We start from the raw sequence: 2,626 nt of genomic DNA, 5'->3' as shown, positions 1-2,626 counted from the left end.
TATCCGGGTCCGGCTGCAGCTGCGGCGGTGACACCGGAGGTGCTTTCCCGGGGTTTATCCCGGTCCATCCTGTTCTCCACCCGGCGCAGCAGCAGGGTCAGGCCCCCCAGAAACAGCAGGGTGAACATGTAAACCAGCCAGCCGGAAAAGTCATGAAAGAACCCTTCGGCCAGTTCCGGATTGAAATAACGGACCAGGACTCCGGTTACAGCTATGCGCAGGGCATTGGAGAGCAGGGTCAGAAGGGGGCTGATGACGAACAGTATTGTCCTGGACCAGTTTTTGCGCAGAAAAAAGCGCCCGATTAACAGGGCCATGAGCATGGTGGGGAAAAGGTATCTCAGGCCGCTGCAGGCATCGACCACCTGCAGCTGGGTTATGCCCAGGTCGATGACGTTGCCTTCGCGGTAAACCGGGATGGATAAGGCCTGCAGGGTCTTTTCAGCCAGGGCCGAGGACCACAGCTTGAGCCTGAAGCTGAGCATGTTGTTCAAGAAGGGGGGCAGGGGAATGGCAAAAACCAGGATTAGAAAAGGAAACATCAGGGTCCGTATAGATCTGTGCCCTAATAAAAGAAGGGCCATGCCGGCCAGGGACATCCACATGGAGATGTAGACGAAGGTCTCCAGAGAGCCCAGGCGGCCCATGATGAAGACCGCCATGGCCAGGACCAGGACCAGGATACCGGGCAGTCCAGAGCCTCCCATGCAGGATTTGATTTTTTCACGGGATATCCACAGGATATACAAAAATACCGGAACAACCAGGTAGCAATGGCTGTAGTCCTCCCGGTTCCAATGGCCTAAAAGGACCGAAAAGTGTGGGAAATATACGGCGAACCAGAAAACCATCAATACTGCGGCCGCTGCTGCGATGGGGGGGATTTGAGAGATTGTTTTCATGTGTTTGCTTGGGTTGCGTCTGTTGTATGTGCGACTGTGCGTCGGTAGTCGGTAAAATCAATGAGTTAGGCGCTTTGTGACTAACGCGGGCTTTGCCCGCAATCCAAAAACATATCCTCACGCAAAGGCGCAAAGGACGCCAAGGAAGACAGGATACCTCTGCTTCGCCTCTTAAACTTTGCGTACTTCGCGCCTTTGCGTGAGAAAAATTGGGTTGCGGGCGTAGCCCGCTTTAGTAAGTCATTAATTAAATATCTGCAGTCTTTATGCCAAAAAAATATGTTCGGGGATGCCTGTATCATTATTGAAAACGGGCCAGGCGATCCATATCGGGTATGGACCCCAGAACAGGTACGCCCAGATACCTGGCGGCCTGTCTTTCGGAGTACAGCTTCGGCCGGGTGCTTTCTTTGAACCAAATGAAGGCCAGGGCTGCCAGAAGTGAAACCAGCAGCACCCAGAAGGCGGTTGTAAGCCTGTCCCAGGTGAGAAGAGTCCGGCTTGTTTCTACGGAAGGTCCGCCTTCCAGGGCTACAGCCGGACCGGTCCCGTCCGCCTGATCAGCCCCGGGCCTGGTGAGTGCTCTGCGCTGAGCTCTTTCACCGGCCCAGACCAGCCTCTGGGAATAAAAATTCACCAGGGCCTCGCCCAGTTCCCTGTCCCGGCCCTGGTAAGACATGGTCAGCTTGTTTTCACCGGTGGATTCCAAGGACATGTCCTGCAGAACGGTTCTTTTGATATGCACGGCAAACCGGGAGGGCAGCCATTGGGCCCACTCGGGCCGTTCAACTGCATCGCCGGTGAGCAGGTTTTCCCGGAGGTCCATGAGGACCTGGTTGTCAGTGAAAAAGGACTGGGGGTTGTGCAGAACCGACTCCACGGTAACCATATCCATGGGGTTGGGCCCGGGAGACAGGAGGGTGTGGTCCGCGGCTGTTATGTCCTGGTGGATGCGGTAAGAATGGGGGAAAAAGACTGCAAGCAATAGAAAGACCAGGGGGGGCAGCAGGGCCAGGTAAAGGTATTTTTTCCGGGCCTTGACCATGGTAAGAAACAGTTTGAAGAAAAATATCATGGGATCACTCCTTTTATTCTGAGCGCATGGTTGCAGCAGGTGAAGACTATTTCAGGGGGTTTTGCCATTGATTCATTACTACGCCTATGAGCCGGGCACCTGAATTGCTGAACATCAAAGAGGCCCGTTTGGCCGATTCCCTGGGGGTGACCCCGCCCAGGATGACCATGATGGACCCGTCGGCATCGCGGGCATAATTCATGGGGTCCAGCATGAACCGGTTGGGAGGAAAAAGGGCTCCGGTATCCACCACAATGCGGTCATAATGAGATATTGCCTTATCCAGAACCTCCCGGCTGAGTTTCAGGCCCAGTTCAGTTCTATCGGCCCTTGTTTCTCTGGGGGCGGCCAGCAGATCCAGTCCGCTTATCCCGGTTTCCTGAACAAAACCAAGGACCTGTTCAGCACTACCGGCCTGGGAGTCATCAAAGTTCTGCTCCTTCTGAAAGTATGTGTGCAGGCTGGGGGCACGCCAGTGCAGGTCCACTGCCAGGACCTTGAAGCTGAAGGTACCGGCGGCCTGTACCGCCAGACCGGCTGCAAGCATGGTTTTACCTTCTCCTTTATTAGGGCTGGTAATTACCAGGCGCTTGTTGGTGCCGTTGGTCATGGCGTTTTCCACGTAGGCGGCGATGCGTTTTAATTCTGC

The 2,626-nt window shown here is 54.9% G+C and carries 3 protein-coding genes; all 3 read right to left on the bottom strand.

The window, feature by feature from the left end:
* Positions 1 to 902: exosortase (gene xrt, locus QZP87_RS00810; RefSeq protein WP_291321025.1), on the bottom strand; the 902-nt coding region annotated here is incomplete at its 3' end.
* A gap of 301 nt (positions 903 to 1,203) precedes the next feature.
* Positions 1,204 to 1,977, bottom strand: a complete 774-nt coding sequence (locus tag QZP87_RS00805) for a hypothetical protein (protein WP_291321024.1) — start codon at positions 1,975 to 1,977, stop codon at positions 1,204 to 1,206.
* A 46-nt stretch (positions 1,978 to 2,023) separates the two neighbouring features.
* Positions 2,024 to 2,626: CpsD/CapB family tyrosine-protein kinase (locus QZP87_RS00800; protein WP_291321023.1), on the bottom strand; the 603-nt coding region annotated here is incomplete at its 5' end.

Source organism: Desulfonatronospira sp. (assembly GCA_003563255.1).
In the GTDB taxonomy this organism is placed as follows: domain Bacteria; phylum Desulfobacterota; class Desulfovibrionia; order Desulfovibrionales; family Desulfonatronovibrionaceae; genus Desulfonatronospira.
The sequence above is the reverse complement of the archived record's forward strand: the minus strand, read 5'-3'. Positions and strand labels throughout refer to the sequence as shown.

Excerpts from the sequence above, each read along its gene's own strand:
- QZP87_RS00805 (WP_291321024.1), bottom strand. The coding sequence starts at position 1,977 with ATGATATTTTTCTTCAAACTGTTTCTTACCATGGTCAAGGCCCGGAAA.